The organism is Clostridium sp. Cult1, assembly GCF_021655095.1.
GTDB lineage: Bacteria > Bacillota > Clostridia > Tissierellales > Tepidimicrobiaceae > Schnuerera.
Genome location: NZ_PPXW01000001.1, coordinates 2,290,477 through 2,308,111, shown reverse-complemented (window position 1 = coordinate 2,308,111; position 17,635 = coordinate 2,290,477). Strand labels below are relative to the sequence as shown.

The window sequence follows — 17,635 nt, the reverse complement described above, 5'->3', positions numbered from 1 at the left end:
TTAGACTCCAATAATTGTTCATCGTGTATTGTCAAAATTATCAACTACCCATTGATAAAACTATCCAGTTTCCATAAACCCAACCTTCTCTTAAATCTTCATTGACCCTTACCTTATAAAAATAAAACCCTCTTCTCAACACCGGCCCTTCCAATATGGTCATAGTCTGCTCTTCCTTTACAGTTCCTATTGCATTGCCTCTAGGTTTATCATGAAGAACTAATTGGTCCTTTCCCTTTGCTTTCTCCAGGATATCCGATTTTACTATATCACCAACTGAATATTTGATTATATCCCCTTCATGATATACTTCTGGGGTTACAATCCTCCTATCACTCCTAGGATATCCACCTCTACTAGGTACAGATCTTTTATTAATAGGATTTATTTTTTGATTATAATCCTTCAATGCTATTTCATAAATCCTATCCTGATAGGTTTTATCGCTTTTATTTGGATCATTTCTATCTAATAAACCATTATATCCCCATAGAGCAAAATACCAATGTTCTAATATGTTTGGGTCCATATTGCCTATTTGAGTCATTTTATCGTTAGCAGTCTTCCACTTACCTAACAAGTGGTCTGCCCCTGCCTCTATATTATATACAGGATCCTTTATAAGTCTTTCAACATTATAAATATTTCCTTCTTTATCAATCTGCATTATGCCAACATATCTATTAGATCCCATTAAGGGCTTTCCATTTGAATCAAATTGTTTAAAACCGCTTTCTATTTTTGCAATACATTTTAAAATAACACTAGGTATACCCCTCTTAGTAGCAACTTCCTCAATAATCTTCTCAACTTCTTGTCTAGAAGGATTTCTACTTTGAGAAAAACCAATATTAACTATCCCAAATAATATAGCGAAGACCATTAGCAAGGCTATTATTTTCTTCCCCATTATATTAACCTCCTACCAACTTATATGGCCATTTTTAAATTGTTGGTATAACATTTCTGCTATACCAAATCCATCTTCATTTGCTATCTCTTTGGATAATTCTTCAATATGCATATCTTCAAATATCTTCCTGCCTGTACTCTTTTCAATTAATCCACTGTCGGGTATTGTTTTTTTCATTTCTTTAAACATCATGGATAGAAATATGGACTCAAATTCCTTACAAGCCTTTTTTAACCTTTCATCTTCCTTATGGGAGTTTAGTGCTTCCATTCTCTTTTGTAATATTGTAGGGTCAGTATTTAGATCCACATTTATTTCCATCTAATCCACCTCATTATCTTTTCAAATTATTAGTTAATTGAAGCATTTCATCTGCTGTTTGTATAGTCTTGGAGTTAATTTCATAAGCCCTTTGAGCTGTAATCATCTTAACCATTTCATCTACTACCTGTACATTAGAGGCTTCTAAATAACCTTGAACCATCCTGCCACTCATTTCTTCAGCTTCAACTAGCAGTGGTTCTCCTGAAGCTACTGTTTCACTATATAGATTTTGGCCTTCCGACACTAGTCCTTCTGGATTAGTAAAATGGAATAGACCAATTCTACCTAAATCTACTATATCCCCTTCCTCATCTAACCCTGTAATATATCCTAAATCATCTATAGTAATATCACTTAGACCAGATTCAATGAATATTTCATCCTCATCTTCACTTAGTACAATATAGCCTTCGGAAGTAACTAACATAGCCTCATCAAAATCCACACTCAATTTAAAACTACCATCTCTAGTATATCTAACCTCATCATTAGGCAATAATACTGCAAAAAAGCCTTCGCCATCAATGGCTAAATCAAAGGTTCCATTAGTTTCAATAAAACTTCCTGGCTTAAAATCTTTTTTTGTAGCGGTAGGCATAACTCCATGACCTACTTCTAAGTTTACAGGTCTTCCTTCTTCATCTACCATATTTGTTCTCTTCAAAGTAGTATAGAATAAATCTTTAAATTCTGCTCTCTGTGTCTTATAGGATGTAGTATTTACATTGGATAAATTGTTTGCTATAGTATCTATATTAAACTGTTGTGACTTCATTCCTGTTGCTGCAGTCCATAATGCTCTCATTTTCTAACCTCCTAAACTCTTCCTATTTCATTTGAAGACTTTTCTAAGATCTCATCTTGTACTCTAATTGCCTTTTGCCCTGCTTCGAATTCCCTAAGTAAAGTAATCATCTCTACCATCTCTTGAATGGCATTTACATTAGATCCTTCCAGATACCCTTGTAATACCTCTCCTTCATAAGGGATTTCTTCCGCTTCTACTCCTTCTGCCATCTGGTATAAATTATCTCCAATTTTCCTTAGAAACTCCCTATTATCTAAGTCTACTATATCTAAAGTTCCTACTATATTATCATCAACCATTACTGATCCATTAGTCCCTATAGTAACTTTATTCCCTTCTATATGTATATCTCCATTTATACCTTGAACTATTTCCCCTCTTAATGTAGAAAGAAATCCATCTTGATTTACAACGAAAGACCCATCACGTGTATAGTAGGTATTTCCTTCTTGATCTACTATCTTGAAGAACCCAAAACCATTTAAAGCTAAATCATAAGTACCTCCTGTTTCATTCATATTCCCTTGAGTAAAATCCGTGACAATCTTTTGAAACTTTAATCCTGCATTCATAGTTCCTACTACACGAGAAGGGGGGTTATAAACAATTCCTTCTAAAAGCCCTCCTATATCTTCCCCTGCCCCTTGCAATCGATTCCCTTGTCCATCGGTTATGAAGTTTTCATAATCCGTATTATAGTCTTCTCTACCATCCTGATAAAAAGTTCTAAAATATCCATCATCATCTATGATGAAGCGGATATCCTTTACATAACTATTTCCCATAGGGGTTTCAACTACAAAATATCCATTGTTTGTACTAGCCCTATGAATCTGTCCATCAGTTTCATAGTCTATTTGGTTTTCTCCCCTTAACCTAGGTCTAGGCCTTTGACCATTTATTTTCGATAATAATTTTTCGGGAAACGTTTCAGTTAAGGTCATATCCTTTTTAAAACCTGCAGTATTTACATTAGCTAAATTATTAGCTAAAACTTCAAGTTTTTTCTGATTTGTTGCTAAAGAAGTAGCATTAATATATAGTCCTCGGTTCACTAGAATTCCCCTTCCTATAATCCAAATATAAATCTCAATAATTATTATCGGCATGTTCAAAAAATACTTTAATTATTTATCCTTATAGAATCTGAATCTATTAAATCCGATTCCAATAGATTAACCCATTCTAAAGCCCTTCCAGTGCCTATTGCTACAGCGCCAATAGGATTGTCTACTACATTGGCCTTTATTCCTGTTTTCTCCATAATAAGTTTATCCAGTCCATATAATAGACCTCCGCCACCTGTCATTACAATACCCTTATCTCCTATGTCAGCTGCTAATTCTGGAGGGGTTTTCTCCAAAACAGAATGAACGGTTTCAATTATCTGGGAAACTGGTTCTTCTAAAGCCTCTAACATTTCACTTGAGGATATTTTTACAGTCCTTGGTAAGCCTGTTAGTAAATTTCTACCCCTTACTTCCATTAGAACTTCCTTTTCTCTAGGATATGCAGTTCCTATTTGGATTTTTAAATCTTCTGCACTTCTTTCTCCTATCATCATATTATGTTTTTTCCTTATATATCTAGATATAGCTTCATTACATTCATCCCCTGCAATCTTCATAGACTTACTTAAAACTATACCCCCTAAGGAAATAACAGCCACATCTGTCGTTCCACCGCCTATATCTACTATCATATTTCCATCGGGCTCTGTTATGTCTATTCCTGCTCCTATTGCTGCAGCAATTGGTTCTTCTATGAGGAAAGTCCTTCTAGCACCAGCATGGTTACTAGCTTCAAGTACTGCCCTTTTTTCTACTTCCGTTATTCCACTAGGTACACATATTATTACTCTCGGTTTAAAAATTGTTTTTCCTATTGTCTTACTAAAAAAGTATTTTAACATCCTTTCAGTAATTTGATAATTAGAAATTACTCCATCTCTCATAGGGCGTAAAGCTATTATATTTCCTGGAGTTCTTCCCAGCATTTTTTTTGCTTCTTCTCCTACTGCTAAAAATCTGTTAGTGTTCTGATCTATCGCTACTACTGAAGGTTCGTTTAGTACAATGCCTTTTCCTTTGACATATACCAAAATACTTGCTGTTCCCAAGTCGATACCTAGATCCGTTCTAAAAGCAGCCATATATTTGCCCCCTTTTTATCTACTCTTTACATCTACACATTATACCATATATATTCTCTATAATTCCAAAAATTCCTTTTTTATTTGCAATATTATCCAAAAAAACCAAAAGGCCATAAGGATAGACTTTTGTCTTTCCTTATGGACCTATTTAATCGTTAATCGCTTTGTACTTTAATTTAGTTGCTTTCCCCCCTCTAATATGTCTTTCAGCTTTGTTCTGCTCCAGAACTTGTTTTACCATAGTTGCAATAAGAGGGTTTATCTTGGGAAGACGTTCTGTCACATCCTTGTGGACTGTACTTTTACTTACTCCAAAAACACCTGCTGCTTGCCTTACAGTAGCTTTTTCACTTATTATGTATTTTGCAATCTCCAATGCCCTTTCTTCTATATAATCTTTCAAATAGGTCTACCCCCTTTGAACTTTGTTTTGGGTTTTTAATCTTTGTAAATACATATGCATTTTAAATTCCTATTAGAACAAATATATACTAGTTTGAATAGATAAAGGCTGGTACATACTCTTTTGGATCTACGCTTATCCCATCTTTAATGACTTCAAAATGGACATGAGGTTTCATCATCATTTCAATTGAAGCCGTTTTACCTACCTTACCTATTACTTCCCCCTTACCAATCTGAGAACCTTCCTGCACCATATCTCCTGTAGATAGATTAGCATATTTTGTCATAAGTCCATTACCATGATCTAGTATAATTACTATTCCCCATAACTGATCATTATATACTTCTTGTACCTTTCCTGATAGAGCAGCTACTACCTGGCTTCCTTCCTCTGCCAATATATCGATCCCTTTATGAGCTGTCCACTCTTCTAAAGTTTCTGAATAAATTAAATTATCTTCTGTAAAATCAGTGCCCATTACCCCTTCTACCGGTGCCATCATAGCTTCTGTTGATGTTGGAGGAATTTCTTTATCTATAAATTCTAAATCTTCTTCAATTCCTTCCTCATCATCTCCTTCTGCCATTGTTTCCTCAGCTTCTTCATCTCCATATGTTTCTTCCCTAATCTCTTCTTCTGTTTCTTCTTCCATTTCTGGAATATCCTTAATAGATTCTTCTTCTATTTTATCTTCCATTGCCTCGGATATATCCAAAGAAGACTCTAAATCTAATTCATCATTGACAATAACAAAATCCTCCTTTTGAGACAGATTGTCTTTATTCTTCTCAGTCAGATTTCTTTTTGAAACCAATACTGTGGTAACTGCCACTACACATACACAGATAAATAAGATAATATAAAATCCATCTTTTTCAATTAGCTTTCCCAGTCTGTTTTTCATTCCCCCACCTCCAATAGGTATTATTTCCACTTTTATCTATTTAATACATAGATTAATAAAAATTTCCGTAAAAATATGTAAGGGCAGACCTAAGGGTCTGCCCTTACAATAAATTCATAATTGTCAATTCTCAATTAACAATTGTTCTAACTCTACTCCTGTATAATAATGCTTCAAAATCTCCTCGTAGCCTTTGTTGTTTTTAGCCATACCATTAGCACCCCATTGACTCATACCTACTCCATGGCCATAACCTATAGTTTCAATATCTACTATATTGGTCTTTGGGTTATAGGTTATTGTAAAATTGGTAGAATTCAATTCAAATAATTCTCTTATCTCTCTACCATTTATAACAGAACCATCTATGGCTATTTTTTTTATCCTACCGCTTTGAGTTTTTTCCACTAACTTAATCTTTTCTCCTAGATTATCCTTAGTAATATTGGAGCCAGGATATTTTTTAAGAAGTTTGTTGATAAATTCATCTCCAGTCATCGTGACCAAGCTTTTAAACTTTGGAGCTTCTTCTTCATAGGGACTTTCTACTGATTTCAAATATGGTAAATCTACTGCAAAAACATCTAGAGCATCTTCCGTCATTCCCCCACTTGTAGAATGATATAATGGCTCTATTATTTCCCCTTCGTAATATAATACTTGCCCTTTAGTCGAATCCACAGCTTTCTCAATCTTAGACCAGTATTTTTCTTCCCAATCCTTAGCATGGATATTGTTTAATTCCTCTAATGTAAGATAGGCTTGACAATGGATGCCTGTACAAAGAGGAGCCTCTATATGATCAGGATGGCCTTCTTTATAATTCAAAGTTCTACTTATGGCATAGGTTCTACTGGCTACAGCTTGAGCCTTCAAGGCTTCCATATGAAACTCGGCAGGCATTTCTGCAGCCACTACTCCTTTCACATATTCTTCTAAAGCCATCTCAATTACTTGCTGATTCCTAGTATCGTATACTTTTATGTATCCATTATATTCTTCATCATAAGGAGCTTCCTCCTGCTGAGACCTAACATTTCTCTTCCCCAAACTGTTTTCTTTAGGAACAAAATTAAAAGTTTTAACTATTATGGAAGGAATAAAAATGGTTAGTATTAGAACCACAATAGTATATATTCCAATTTTTTTCATCGCTTCCCCCTCTTACCTTTAGTATACAATATCATATGCTAGTGAAGATAAAAATATAACAAGAAAGGCATCTTCCATACTAACTGTGAATTGAGAATATTGGGGAGACCTTTGATCTTTTGAGAAATAAAAAAAGGACGAAAAATTCGTCCTATGTGAATCCCATATTGTCAATTGATTAAACTCTATATATTTTAGCTCCTAATTTTGTCAGCTTTTCTTCTATATTGTCATATCCTCTATCTATATGATAAATATCTCCTATTTCTGTAACTCCATCAGAAACTAAGCCTGCTAATACTAAGGCAGCCCCTGCTCTTAGATCTGTGGCTTTTACTGGAGCTGACATTAAATTATCTACTCCTTGAATTATTGCAGACCTACCGTCAATTTTTATATCTGCTCCCATCCTCTTCAATTCATCTACATGCATAAACCTATTTTCAAAAACTGTTTCAATAATTACACTTGTCCCCTTAGAAATGCTCATGAGAGACATGAATTGTGCCTGCATATCTGTTGGAAAACCTGGATAAGGTAATGTTTTAATATCTACTGATTTTATTTCATCAGCCCCTATTACCCTTACCTTATCTCCATTTTCATACACTTGACAGCCTGCCTCCCTAAGTTTTGCAATAACAGGCTTAATATGACTAGTTATTACATTTTCTACTAAAATATCTCCTTTAGTAATAGCTGCTGCTACCATAAAGGTTCCTGCCTCAATCCTATCTGGAATAACAGAATGGGTAGCCCCACCTAATTCTTTTACCCCTTTTATCCTGATACTACTGGTTCCAGCTCCTTTAATATCTGCTCCTAATTTATTAAGAAAATTAGCTAAATCAACGATTTCTGGTTCCATAGCAGCGTTATCTATTATAGTTTCTCCTTCTGCCATTACGGCTGCCATCATAATGTTTTCAGTAGCTCCAACACTTGGAAAATCCAAATAAATCCTATCTCCAACTAGTTTATCTGCATAAGCCCCAATATTACCATGATCTACATCTATTTCTGCTCCTAAAGCCCTAAATCCTTTTAAATGTAAATCTATAGGTCTAGTTCCTATAGCACATCCTCCCGGTAAAGATGTTTTAGTTTTCCCAAGCCTGGTCAATAAAGGTCCCATCACAAGAAAGGAAGCCCTCATCTTACTCATCAACTCATAGGGTGTCTCATAATTGTTTATATCCTTAGAATTAATCTTTATAATTCCTTTATCTAAAAATTCTACTTTTGCCCCTAAAGATGATAATACCTCAGATATAACTTCTACATCCTTAAGTTTTGGTACATCTTCAAGAATGATATCTTCTGTTCCTAACAAAGAAGCAGCCAAAATGGGTAATGCAGAATTCTTTGCTCCACTTATCCTTACGTTTCCCCTTAATGGAGGACTTTTTTCCACCATTATTTTATTCAAACAAATCCCTCCTAATTCTAGTAGCCAATAGTTATTATAGGTGTTCCTATCCATATATAGGTTTTCCCCTCATATTCATTAAACCTAATAGCAATATTCAAATTCATCTTATTATTCCCTGTAAATACATGTTCCTCAATATAAGGAGTGAAGAGTGAAAAACTTAGAACACCATCTTCTTTGTATTCTTCTACAACAGATCCTTTTATAGTCTTGATCACTCCTAGTATTTTCTTTTCATTTTCCTTTAGGTCTATTTGACCATCATAGGTGCCCATTACACAAGTAGTAATATTCACAGGTTTTTCATATTCGTCAAAAATCTTTTCCACCTTTACTATTATATCATTTATTTCAACAAATTGCTTCCTATTTATTAAATTTATAAAAAGATATGTTTCACTTGGCCCTTGATCTATATCTTTATAGGAGGATAATGTAATTGTTACTAAATTATTATATCTGTCTAATCCTTGCATTGTAAGTTGAATGAAACCCTCTTCTTCTACGATTTCTTCCCAATAATAATCATCTTCCATTTCTGTATTTAAATTATCATTTTCTAATTCAGTATATTGTATATCCAACTCATCCCTAATAGTATAACCAATATCTACAATTTCCTCATAGCCAATAAATCTATCAAGAATTGTTCCACCTAAGCTTATGTCTCCTTCCGAAAAAGTAGCTCCAGTTTCCTCTAAAACTCCCATTAACAAATCTCTTTCCTCATATTTGTTTTCACTAAATCCAAATATAGGTATTAGTAAAAAAAGAATTATTCCCATAATTAAAAATTTATTAATTTTTTTCATACCCTTACCTCCAATTATTTTTAAGGAAAAGGGTATTTAAATAAAAATGTAAAGGGGGACAAAACATTTTTATCATTAAAAAATACCCTTTCCTTATGATAAAAGTATTACCAAGAAAGGGTACTTTTTATACCTATTGTCTAAAATTTTCATCATTAATTTTTTTAATATTTGCTACTTCTAACCTATTTAATGCTCTCTTTAGAGCATTTTCAGCTCTAAGTATATCTAAACCTTCTGGGTTTTCCTTTAGACGTTTCTCTGCTCTTTCCTTTGCCTCTTTAGCCCTGTCTACATCTATTTCCTCAGGCCATTCAGCAGAGTCTGTAATTATTGTAGTTTTATCTTTTTGAACGGAGATATAGCCATCCACTATTGCGGCTACTCTTTGTTTTCCATCTTTACTTATCCTTACTTTCCCTATGGCAAGAGGTGTTAATAGGGGTGCTCGGTTTTCCAAGACAGCTAAATCCCCTTCTATTCCTCTCACGATGACCATATCCACTTCATCGGAGAAAAAAGCCCTATCAGGGGTGACTATTTCAAGCATAAAACCCATTACTATCCCTCCATACTTTTTGCTTTTTCTAAAGCTTCATCGATGGTTCCTACCATAAAGAAAGCCTGTTCAGGAATATCATCATGTTTCCCTTCTAATATCTCCTTAAATCCTCTTACTGTTTCCTTTATAGGAACATAAGTTCCCTTCATTCCTGTAAATTGCTCAGCAACTGTAAAAGGTTGTGATAGGAATCGTTGAATCTTTCTCGCTCGTGCAACAGTTAATTTGTCATCATCAGAAAGCTCATCAATTCCAAGGATAGCAATTATATCCTGTAAATCTTTATATCTTTGCAACACTTCTTGAACTCCCCTTGCCACTTCATAATGTTCTTGCCCTACTACTTCAGGGTCTAGAATCCTAGATGTGGAATCCAATGGATCCACTGCCGGATAGATACCCAGTTCGGCAATTTGACGTGACAATACAGTTGTTGCGTCTAAGTGGGCAAAGGTAGTCGCTGGTGCTGGGTCAGTCAAGTCATCAGCAGGTACATATACAGCTTGCACCGATGTAATAGAACCTTTCTTTGTAGAAGTAATTCTTTCTTGAAGTTGACCCATTTCTGTTGCTAAAGTAGGTTGATAACCTACTGCTGAAGGCATCCTTCCAAGTAAAGCAGATACTTCTGAACCTGCTTGAGTAAATCGGAAGATATTATCGATAAACAATAATACGTCCTGACCTTCTTCATCTCTAAAGTATTCAGCCATAGTTAATCCGGATAGAGCAACTCTCATCCTTGCTCCTGGCGGCTCATTCATCTGACCAAATACTAAAGCAGTTTTGTCTATAACACCAGATTCGATCATTTCATAATAAAGGTCATTTCCCTCTCTAGTACGCTCTCCAACACCAGCAAATACAGAAAGCCCACCGTGTTGAGTAGCAATATTATTGATTAATTCTTGGATTAAAACCGTCTTCCCTACTCCTGCTCCACCAAATAGCCCTATCTTTCCACCCTTGGAATAAGGAGCAATAAGGTCAACAACCTTAATCCCAGTTTCAAATATCTCTCTAGCAGTTCCTTGTTCTTCGAAGGAAGGAGCTGGTCTGTGTATGGGTGCCATCTTCGCTCCATTTACTTGCTCCTTGCCATCTATTGCTTTACCTAATACATTAAATAATCTTCCTAAAGTTTCTCTACCTACTGGAACAGCTATTGGTTCTCCAGTATTTACTGCTTCCATGCCTCTTACAAGGCCATCAGTTGTACTCATAGCTACACATCTAACCGTATCATCTCCAATATGCTGAGCTACTTCTACAACCAATTTTTCTTCACCTGTATCTATTTCAATGGCATTTAATAATTCAGGTAGGTTTTCTTCACTAAATCGGATATCAACTACGGGGCCTATTACCTGAACAATTTTACCTATGTTCTTTTCCATATCCCCACTCCTTTCTCTATTACTTAAGAGCTTCAGCACCTGAAACAATTTCTGAAATTTCTGCGGTAATGGCTGCTTGACGTGCTCTATTGTAGCTTAATTCCAGTTCGTCTATTATTTCTTCTGCATTATCTGTAGCAGACTCCATGGCAGTTCGCCTTGCTCCCTGTTGACTACAAGATGATTCTATTAAAGCTCCATATATTACAGATTGTATATACTTAGGTATCAAATAATCCAATACCTCGTCTGGGGAAGGCTCAAATTCCATAATAGCACCTTTTTCACTTTGGCCTTCCTTTAGTTCATTATTGGGAAGTAACTTAACCAATTTTGCTTGTTGAGAAATAGTAGTAATAAATTGAGTATAAGCTATATATACTTCATCTACTTCCCCTTTCTCGTAAACTTCCATAATCAGGTTTCCAATAGCCTTAGCATGAGAAAAAGAAGGTTCTTCTGTAATATGAAGAAATTCTTCTATTACATTGTATCCTCTTCTCTTAAAATAATCTCTTGCCTTTAACCCAACTGTTATTAAAGAAACCTTATCCTTTTTATCTCCTATTTCATGTTCAACTAACCTATTTATATTGGAATTAAATCCTCCAGCTAAACCTCTATCGGCAGATACCACTATATATAATGCTCTGTCTCCTTCCCTAACCTTTAAATAGGGATGGTTTAAGTTCTTTGTATCTTTAAGTACTTGCTGTATATTTTCATAAACCTTATTATAATAGGGTCTTGATTTTTCAAGCCTTTCCCTAGCTTTCCTAAGTTTTGCAGAGGATACCAATTCCATTGCTTTAGTAATCTGTCTAGTATTACTTATCCCTCTTATTCTTCTTTTTATATCCCGTGTTGATTCAGCCAATTATTCCACCCCCAATTATTAAGGGAATATTAAAAGCTCTTCTTAAACTCTTCAATAGCTTCATTAATCTTTGTTTCTGCATCTTCAGTTAAATCCTTAGTTTCTCTTATGGACTCAATAATTTGTGGATAATTATTATTTACATAATTTAAAAAATCCTTTTCAAATTGAGCTATTCTATCTATAGGAATATCTGCTAAATGTCCATTGACTACTGCATAAAGGATTATAACCTGATCTTCTACTTTCATTGGGCTATATTGAGGCTGTTTTAATATCTCCATCATTCGTTCCCCTTGATCTAGCCTACGTTGAGTATCCTTATCAAGTTCAGAACCAAATTGAGCAAAAGCAGCTAAATCCCTATATTGAGCTAACTCAAGTTTTAAACTTCCTGCTACCTTTTTCATAGCCTTTATTTGAGCAGCTCCTCCAACCCTTGATACGGATAAACCAGTATTTATAGCAGGTCTTTGTCCTGCAAAGAATAAATCTGTTTCAAGGAATATCTGACCATCGGTTATAGATATAACATTGGTTGGAATATATGCAGAAATATCTCCTGCTAAAGTTTCTATAATAGGTAAAGCAGTTATAGAACCTCCACCATATTTATCATCTAGTTTTGCCGCCCTCTCTAAAAGCCTTGAATGAAGATAAAATACATCTCCAGGGAAAGCCTCTCTTCCTGGCGGACGCCTTAATAGTAAGGACATAGCCCTATAGGCAATGGCATGTTTAGATAAATCGTCATATACAATAAGTACATCCTTACCATTATCCATAAACTCTTCTCCCATACTTACTCCTGCATAGGGAGCAATATATTGTAATGGTGCTAATTCACTAGCTGTAGCTGATACTACGATAGTATAATCCATAGCACCTTTTTTCTCAAATACATCCACTATTTGAGCTACAGTGGACCTTTTCTGTCCAATGGCTACATAGATACAAATAACATCTTGGCCTCTTTGGTTAATAATAGTATCTACAGCTAAAGCCGTCTTACCTGTCTGTCTATCTCCAATTATAAGCTCCCTTTGTCCCCTACCTATGGGAAACATAGAGTCGATAGATTTAATTCCCGTTTGTAATGGTTGATTTACAGATTTTCTCGTTATAACTCCAGGTGCAATCCTTTCAATAGGCCTAAATTTAGTTGCATTTATTGGTCCTTTTCCATCGATAGGCTGACCTAAGGCATTAACAACTCTTCCTATCATTACATCTCCAACAGGAACCTCTACTATCCTTCCTGTTTTCTTTACTGTATCTCCTTCTTTAATATTCTTATCGGAGCCCAAAAGCACACAACCAACGTTATCTTCTTCCAAGTTAAGAGCCATTCCATAGACTTCTCCTGGAAATTCAATTAATTCTCCAGCCATACAAGCTTCAAGTCCATGAACCCTTGCAATGCCGTCTCCTACTTGAATAACTGTTCCTACATCAACCATATCAAGTCTTTTTTCATAATTTTTTATCTGTTCTTTTATTACAGAACTAATTTCTTCTGGTCTTAACTCCATTTTTTCACCCCAGCTTTCCTATAATGTTGCGCCTTTTATAGTTTTTTCTATACTTTGTAACTGTCCTTTTATGGTTCCGTCTATAACTTTATTTTCAACCCTTAAAAGAACTCCTCCTATTATATCCCTATCTACAATATTATTTAATTTTATAGTCTTGTTGGTTTTATTGCTAAGTACCTGTACTAGTTTGTTTTTTACTTTATTGTCCATATCGATTGCTGTTATAGCAGTTACCTTTAAAATATTATTGTGTTCATTAAAGAGTTCTTCAAATTCCTTAGATATTTCAATTAAAGATCCTTCTCTTCTTTTATCTACAATAACAAATAGGAAATTAAGTATCTCTTCCGATACCTTCCCCTTAAATATAGAAGTTAATAGATCTTTCTTTTCATCCTTTGAAATCTTAGGATGATTAAGTACCTTCTGAAGATCCGTTTCCGCCTCCAAAACTTTTGAAATATTTTCAATATCTTCTTTAAACTTTTCCAATTTATCCAATTCTAAACCAGCTTCAAAGAGAGCTTCAGCATATCTTTTACCTACTAATTTTGCCATTCTCTCGTACCTACCTCATCCACAAATTTTTCTATTAAATCTTGTTGAGAAGTTGCATCTACATTCTTTTCAATTATCTTAGAAGCAATTAAAACTGCCATCTCTCCAGCTTGCATCTTCACATCCAAAAGAGCCTTTTCTCTTTCAGCTTGTATCTCTCTTTTTGCTTTCTCAACAATATTTTCTGCTTCCTTCTTTGCTTCGGCTATTATATCTTCTTTTATTTCTTCTCCTCGTTTTCTTCCACTTTCTATTATTTCCTGTGTTTCCTTTCTGGCATCTAGAAGCTTGGATTCATATTCAGTTTTTAATGCCATAGCCTCTTCTTTTACTGTTTTAGCTCCATCTATATCATTTTGAATTTTTTCTTTTCTTTCATTAAGAATTTTAGAAACTGGTTTATATAATAATTTTGAAAGACCCCAAAATAATATTAAAACTGCTATTAAGGTTAAAATCATAGATGAGAGTTCTGGTATTACCCTTACATCAAACATAACTAAGCCTCCTTTTTATAAGGGGTATTAGAGATTGGGCTCCTATATACTAGGGAACCCTTCTCCTTATAATCCTAGATTTAAATATGCTGTCAATAGTGGTCTAACGAATAATAGAATTATGGCTATAACTAATCCATAAATACCAGTCGTCTCTGCTACCGCTTGACCTAAAAGCATGGTTCTAGTAATATCTGCTTGAGCCTCAGGTTGTCTTCCTACTGCCTCTGCAGCCCTTGCTGCCGCATTACCTTGACCAATACCAGGTCCTATACCTGCTATCATAGCTAAACCTGCACCTATTGCTGAACATCCTAATATAAAAGCTTCACTTGTTATTCCTTGTAACATATTAATTTCCTCCTTCCAAATTTTAAAAAAATATTAATCTAAATTGCCACCTATAAATATCATGGTTAGCATAGAAAAGATAAATGTTTGTAAAACACCTGAAAACAGGTCAAAATAAGCATGTAATGGTGGAGTTATTATTGGTGCTATTAAACCTAAAGCCTGGTACAATAGTCCCATTATAATTACTCCGCTTAGAATGTTTCCAAATAAACGGAAAGATAAAGATATAGGATTAGCTAACTCTCCTATTATATTTAGAGGAGTTAAAAAAGCCATTGGCTCAGTAAACCCCTTTAAGTAACCAAGAAAACCATTAGTTTTAAGCCCATAGAATTGGGTTAATGTAAAAGTTATTAACGCTAAGGTCAAGGTTACGCTATAATCAGATGTAGGTGGTGTAAATCCTATCAATCCAAATAGATTAGCAAACAATAAAAATGCCATAAGAGTAAATATATAAGGTGCAAACCTTAAGTGTTTAGCTCCCATAGTTTGTTTGACTAAATTTTGGACTGCTTCAACAGCTAGTTCAATCACATTAAGGAAATTTGAAGGCTTCTCATCTGCACTTGCTTCTTTGACCTTTTTATTTACTATTGCTGCAAAAATAAGTAATAAAATTACTACCAAATACACATTAACAATAGTATCTGGAATCAAGATGGATCTGCCAAATACATTTAATGTAAATTCTATTTTCAAATATCTTCAACCTCCTTTCTTTATTTCCTATATTATAGTATAACAAATTTCTTCAATGTGATTAATCTTTATCTTTTTTATGATTTTTATTAATAAATGCAGAAGTAACAATTACTATCTTTATCATAAATAATCCAAGTACAGTTGTGAAAAAGTTTAAATAATCAGCTATAGCTGCTATAATAAGTACCATTGCATAAATAGAATATCTTATGAAATAATGAAGTATAGAATAATTATAAGCCTTTGATGGTTTCATGGTCACTGCCCTTTTAGCAGTCTTTTCAATTAGTTTAAATCCTAATATTCCTATGATTGTTCCAAAGATAAATCCTAAAACATAAGGATTTGCATCCCTTATCCCTATAAACATTATTCCAATAATAATCAACCCATATACAACAGTTTTTCTAATTATATCAGATACTAAATTTTTGTCATTAAACATGATTTCACTTCCTATTGTTTTTGTTTTTATCTGCTAGTTTGAACAAATTTAAAAAACCAGCTCCCGCTCCTAGTATGATAAATATTAATGTAAATATCATATCGGTACCAACTTTTTTATCAATGAACCCACCTAAATACACTCCTATAATAATAGGAGTTACAATAGATAGGCCCACCTGTGTTATTAAACTTAAGTTTTGAAGCATATTTTTATTATTTTTTCCGTTCAAACTAAACACTCCAAACAATAGTTTATTAAATATGTAACCAAGTTTTTACCTAAAATCATATAATATAAATATACTTTAAATTCAATAAAATTGCAAATATATATTTACAAAAAATTAGAAGATTAAAGGAGTATTTGTCATGGTTTGTTTGCTTTTTCACATATATGTCTAATTATATTATGGTAATTAATATCAAAAGAACCCCTAAGGGGTTCTTTTACACTTCCATGTCAACTAAATTATCTGATATTATCAACTTAGCTTCAGTAGCTTCTTGAACTTGTTCTACTGTAAACTCTGGGTTGATTTCTGTCAACACTATTCCTTTATTTGTAATTTCCATTACTCCCATTTCTGTAACTATCATATCCACTTCTTTTGCTGCTGTTAAAGGTAAGTTACATTTCTTCAATATTTTATGATTTCCCTTTACCGTATGTTCCATAGCAATAATTACCTTTTTTGCTCCCACTACTAAATCCATGGCACCGCCCATTCCAGGTACCATTTTTCCTGGTATCATCCAATTAGCTAAATTCCCTTCTTCATCTACCTGTAAAGCTCCTAAAACTGTCACGTCCACATGCCCACCACGGATGATTCCAAAAGATATGGAAGAATCAAAGAATGCTCCACCAGGCAATATGGTCACACATTGACCTCCTGCATTGACAATATATTGATCCTCTTCTTCCTGTAATGGAGCAGGTCCTAATCCAACGAAACCGTTTTCCGACTGAAATAAAACATTCATATCCTCAGGAACATAATTGGCTACCATTGTAGGCAATCCTATACCTAAGTTAACTATATCTCCATCTTTTAGTTCTTTAGCTACTCTTTTAGCTATTATTTCTTTTATTTTGGCCCTATCCATTATTTGTCACCTCCAACAGCAATATAATCTATAAATAATCCAGGAGTAACAACATGGTTTGGATCTATTTCCCCTACTTCAACTAAGTTTTCAGCTTCAACTATTACGGTGTCTGCTGCTGTTGCCATGAGGGTATTAAAATTCCTAGTAGCTCCATAATAAACTATATTACCAGCTTTGTCCACAGTATGACCAAGTAATAAAGCTACATCTGCTTTTAATGGTAGCTCTAATAAGTATTCTTTTCCGTCTATTTCCATCTTCTGTTTTCCCTCTTCTACAACTGTACCTACACCTGTAGGAGTTAAAAACCCTCCAAGGCCAGCACCAGCAGCTCTTATCTGTTCAGCTAAGGTTCCTTGAGGCACTAATACAACTTCCATTTCACCTGAATTCATCTGATTTCCCGTTTCCTTGTTGGTTCCCACATGGGAAGCTATTAATTTCTTAATCTGCTTATTTACTACTAACTTGCCAACACCTGAATCTACAAAGCCTGAATCATTACAAATCAGTGTTAAATCTTTAACACCTTTTTCTACTAATGCATCTACAAGCTTATGAGGAGTACCACAGCTTAAGAATCCACCAACCATAATGGTCATACCATCTTTAATATGGCTAATGGCTTCTTCAATAGTTATTACCTTCTCCATAAAAACACCTCCGTATTAATTCAATTGAAGATTG

At 34.3% G+C, this 17,635-nt stretch carries 22 protein-coding genes; all 22 read right to left on the bottom strand.

Annotated elements, in window-relative coordinates; genetic code table 11:
• Positions 1–40 precede the first annotated feature (40 nt).
• On the bottom strand, positions 41–910 hold the full coding sequence (locus C3E89_RS11520; protein WP_236913089.1) for a transglycosylase SLT domain-containing protein: 870 nt from the start codon (positions 908–910) through the stop codon (positions 41–43).
• 12 nt (positions 911–922) lie between these two features.
• Positions 923–1,234 (bottom strand): rod-binding protein, encoded by a 312-nt coding sequence (locus C3E89_RS11515; RefSeq protein WP_236913088.1) that lies wholly within the window; start codon positions 1,232–1,234, stop codon positions 923–925.
• A gap of 13 nt (positions 1,235–1,247) precedes the next feature.
• The gene (gene flgG, locus C3E89_RS11510; RefSeq protein WP_236913087.1) at positions 1,248–2,042 is read right to left on the bottom strand and encodes a flagellar basal-body rod protein FlgG; all 795 of its coding nucleotides are present in this window, start codon (positions 2,040–2,042) and stop codon (positions 1,248–1,250) included.
• Positions 2,043–2,053: 11 nt separating this feature from the next.
• Positions 2,054–3,100 (bottom strand): flagellar hook-basal body protein, encoded by a 1,047-nt coding sequence (locus tag C3E89_RS11505; protein ID WP_236913086.1) that lies wholly within the window; start codon positions 3,098–3,100, stop codon positions 2,054–2,056.
• A 68-nt stretch (positions 3,101–3,168) separates the two neighbouring features.
• On the bottom strand, positions 3,169–4,197 hold the full coding sequence (locus C3E89_RS11500) for a rod shape-determining protein (RefSeq protein ID WP_236913085.1): 1,029 nt from the start codon (positions 4,195–4,197) through the stop codon (positions 3,169–3,171).
• Between the two features lie 151 nt (positions 4,198–4,348).
• On the bottom strand, positions 4,349–4,603 hold the full coding sequence (gene spoIIID / locus C3E89_RS11495) for a sporulation transcriptional regulator SpoIIID (RefSeq protein WP_005584568.1): 255 nt from the start codon (positions 4,601–4,603) through the stop codon (positions 4,349–4,351).
• A gap of 88 nt (positions 4,604–4,691) precedes the next feature.
• Positions 4,692–5,510 (bottom strand): M23 family metallopeptidase, encoded by an 819-nt coding sequence (locus C3E89_RS11490; protein ID WP_236913084.1) that lies wholly within the window; start codon positions 5,508–5,510, stop codon positions 4,692–4,694.
• A 123-nt stretch (positions 5,511–5,633) separates the two neighbouring features.
• The gene (spoIID, locus tag C3E89_RS11485; protein ID WP_236913083.1) at positions 5,634–6,662 is read right to left on the bottom strand and encodes a stage II sporulation protein D; all 1,029 of its coding nucleotides are present in this window, start codon (positions 6,660–6,662) and stop codon (positions 5,634–5,636) included.
• Positions 6,663–6,840: 178 nt separating this feature from the next.
• Positions 6,841–8,091, bottom strand: a complete 1,251-nt coding sequence (gene murA, locus C3E89_RS11480; RefSeq protein ID WP_236913082.1) for a UDP-N-acetylglucosamine 1-carboxyvinyltransferase — start codon at positions 8,089–8,091, stop codon at positions 6,841–6,843.
• Between the two features lie 17 nt (positions 8,092–8,108).
• A complete protein-coding gene (locus C3E89_RS11475) occupies positions 8,109–8,906 on the bottom strand; it encodes a YwmB family TATA-box binding protein (protein ID WP_236913081.1) in 798 nt (265 codons plus the stop codon).
• A gap of 133 nt (positions 8,907–9,039) precedes the next feature.
• Complete coding sequence (locus C3E89_RS11470; protein ID WP_236913080.1) at positions 9,040–9,465, bottom strand: F0F1 ATP synthase subunit epsilon; 426 nt, start codon at positions 9,463–9,465, stop codon at positions 9,040–9,042.
• A gap of 2 nt (positions 9,466–9,467) precedes the next feature.
• Positions 9,468–10,865, bottom strand: coding sequence for a F0F1 ATP synthase subunit beta (gene atpD / locus C3E89_RS11465; RefSeq protein WP_236913079.1), 1,398 nt, complete (start codon positions 10,863–10,865; stop codon positions 9,468–9,470).
• Between the two features lie 19 nt (positions 10,866–10,884).
• Positions 10,885–11,742, bottom strand: a complete 858-nt coding sequence (gene atpG / locus C3E89_RS11460) for an ATP synthase F1 subunit gamma (RefSeq protein ID WP_236913078.1) — start codon at positions 11,740–11,742, stop codon at positions 10,885–10,887.
• A gap of 29 nt (positions 11,743–11,771) precedes the next feature.
• Complete coding sequence (gene atpA, locus C3E89_RS11455) at positions 11,772–13,274, bottom strand: F0F1 ATP synthase subunit alpha (RefSeq protein WP_236913077.1); 1,503 nt, start codon at positions 13,272–13,274, stop codon at positions 11,772–11,774.
• An 18-nt stretch (positions 13,275–13,292) separates the two neighbouring features.
• Positions 13,293–13,835, bottom strand: a complete 543-nt coding sequence (locus tag C3E89_RS11450; protein WP_236913076.1) for a F0F1 ATP synthase subunit delta — start codon at positions 13,833–13,835, stop codon at positions 13,293–13,295.
• The gene (gene atpF, locus C3E89_RS11445) at positions 13,823–14,332 is read right to left on the bottom strand and encodes a F0F1 ATP synthase subunit B (protein WP_236913075.1); all 510 of its coding nucleotides are present in this window, start codon (positions 14,330–14,332) and stop codon (positions 13,823–13,825) included. Before atpF ends, C3E89_RS11450 begins: the two co-directional genes overlap by 13 nt.
• Before the next feature lie 66 nt (positions 14,333–14,398).
• Entirely contained in the window at positions 14,399–14,683 is a 285-nt protein-coding gene (gene atpE / locus C3E89_RS11440; RefSeq protein WP_005584581.1) for an ATP synthase F0 subunit C, read from the bottom strand.
• Between the two features lie 33 nt (positions 14,684–14,716).
• The gene (gene atpB, locus C3E89_RS11435) at positions 14,717–15,388 is read right to left on the bottom strand and encodes a F0F1 ATP synthase subunit A (protein ID WP_236913074.1); all 672 of its coding nucleotides are present in this window, start codon (positions 15,386–15,388) and stop codon (positions 14,717–14,719) included.
• A gap of 61 nt (positions 15,389–15,449) precedes the next feature.
• The gene (locus C3E89_RS11430; RefSeq protein ID WP_236913073.1) at positions 15,450–15,836 is read right to left on the bottom strand and encodes an ATP synthase subunit I; all 387 of its coding nucleotides are present in this window, start codon (positions 15,834–15,836) and stop codon (positions 15,450–15,452) included.
• Positions 15,837–15,840: 4 nt separating this feature from the next.
• Positions 15,841–16,068, bottom strand: coding sequence for an AtpZ/AtpI family protein (locus C3E89_RS11425; RefSeq protein WP_236913072.1), 228 nt, complete (start codon positions 16,066–16,068; stop codon positions 15,841–15,843).
• A gap of 217 nt (positions 16,069–16,285) precedes the next feature.
• Positions 16,286–16,945 (bottom strand): 3-oxoacid CoA-transferase subunit B, encoded by a 660-nt coding sequence (locus C3E89_RS11420; RefSeq protein ID WP_236913071.1) that lies wholly within the window; start codon positions 16,943–16,945, stop codon positions 16,286–16,288.
• Positions 16,945–17,601 carry an acetate CoA-transferase subunit alpha gene (gene atoD / locus C3E89_RS11415; RefSeq protein ID WP_236913070.1) on the bottom strand — a complete coding sequence of 219 codons (657 nt, stop codon included), beginning with the start codon at positions 17,599–17,601 and terminating at the stop codon, positions 16,945–16,947. The genes C3E89_RS11420 and atoD overlap by 1 nt, the downstream gene beginning before the upstream one ends.
• Positions 17,602–17,635: the final 34 nt, after the last annotated feature.

What these genes read in the sequence shown, in the direction of transcription:
- C3E89_RS11520 (WP_236913089.1), bottom strand. Translation starts at nt 910, where the DNA reads ATGGGGAAGAAAATAATAGCCTTGCTAATGGTCTTCGCTATATTATTT.
- C3E89_RS11515 (WP_236913088.1), bottom strand. Translation starts at nt 1,234, where the DNA reads ATGGAAATAAATGTGGATCTAAATACTGACCCTACAATATTACAAAAG.
- flgG (WP_236913087.1), bottom strand. Translation starts at nt 2,042, where the DNA reads ATGAGAGCATTATGGACTGCAGCAACAGGAATGAAGTCACAACAGTTT.
- C3E89_RS11500 (WP_236913085.1), bottom strand. Translation starts at nt 4,197, where the DNA reads ATGGCTGCTTTTAGAACGGATCTAGGTATCGACTTGGGAACAGCAAGT.
- C3E89_RS11490 (WP_236913084.1), bottom strand. Translation starts at nt 5,510, where the DNA reads ATGAAAAACAGACTGGGAAAGCTAATTGAAAAAGATGGATTTTATATT.
- spoIID (WP_236913083.1), bottom strand. Translation starts at nt 6,662, where the DNA reads ATGAAAAAAATTGGAATATATACTATTGTGGTTCTAATACTAACCATT.
- C3E89_RS11475 (WP_236913081.1), bottom strand. Translation starts at nt 8,906, where the DNA reads ATGAAAAAAATTAATAAATTTTTAATTATGGGAATAATTCTTTTTTTA.
- C3E89_RS11470 (WP_236913080.1), bottom strand. Translation starts at nt 9,465, where the DNA reads ATGGGTTTTATGCTTGAAATAGTCACCCCTGATAGGGCTTTTTTCTCC.
- atpD (WP_236913079.1), bottom strand. Translation starts at nt 10,865, where the DNA reads ATGGAAAAGAACATAGGTAAAATTGTTCAGGTAATAGGCCCCGTAGTT.
- atpA (WP_236913077.1), bottom strand. Translation starts at nt 13,274, where the DNA reads ATGGAGTTAAGACCAGAAGAAATTAGTTCTGTAATAAAAGAACAGATA.
- C3E89_RS11450 (WP_236913076.1), bottom strand. Translation starts at nt 13,835, where the DNA reads ATGGCAAAATTAGTAGGTAAAAGATATGCTGAAGCTCTCTTTGAAGCT.
- atpF (WP_236913075.1), bottom strand. Translation starts at nt 14,332, where the DNA reads ATGTTTGATGTAAGGGTAATACCAGAACTCTCATCTATGATTTTAACC.
- atpE (WP_005584581.1), bottom strand. Translation starts at nt 14,683, where the DNA reads ATGTTACAAGGAATAACAAGTGAAGCTTTTATATTAGGATGTTCAGCA.
- C3E89_RS11430 (WP_236913073.1), bottom strand. Translation starts at nt 15,836, where the DNA reads ATGTTTAATGACAAAAATTTAGTATCTGATATAATTAGAAAAACTGTT.
- C3E89_RS11420 (WP_236913071.1), bottom strand. Translation starts at nt 16,945, where the DNA reads ATGGATAGGGCCAAAATAAAAGAAATAATAGCTAAAAGAGTAGCTAAA.
- atoD (WP_236913070.1), bottom strand. Translation starts at nt 17,601, where the DNA reads ATGGAGAAGGTAATAACTATTGAAGAAGCCATTAGCCATATTAAAGAT.